This is a genomic window from Mesorhizobium sp. M7A.F.Ca.MR.148.00.0.0, from assembly GCF_003997735.1.
Taxonomy (GTDB): Bacteria; Pseudomonadota; Alphaproteobacteria; order Rhizobiales; family Rhizobiaceae; genus Mesorhizobium.
The window spans coordinates 1-231 of the sequence record NZ_RZTB01000729.1; the positions used below are offsets into that span (position 1 = coordinate 1).

General features: G+C 62.8%; 1 protein-coding gene. It reads left to right on the plus strand.

The window, feature by feature from the left end:
• Nucleotides 1-231 (plus strand): aldo/keto reductase (locus tag EOB49_RS36015; protein ID WP_206526244.1); only part of this gene is annotated, 231 nt, incomplete at both ends.

Below are 231 nucleotides of genomic sequence, written 5' to 3' on the forward strand. Positions count from 1 at the left end.
ACCTGCGCATCATGTTCGATACCCATGGCCCCGCCGAGGGATCGATCGAAGCGCCGCTCGCCGTCTTGGCTAAGCTTCAAGAACAGGGCCTGGTCAGGCACATAGGACTGAGCAACGTGACACCGGCGCAGATCGCGCAAGGACGCGGGATAGCCGAGATCGTCTGCGTGCAGAACCAGTACAATCTTGCGCATCGCGGCGACGACGCCCTGATCGACGACCTTGCCCGCG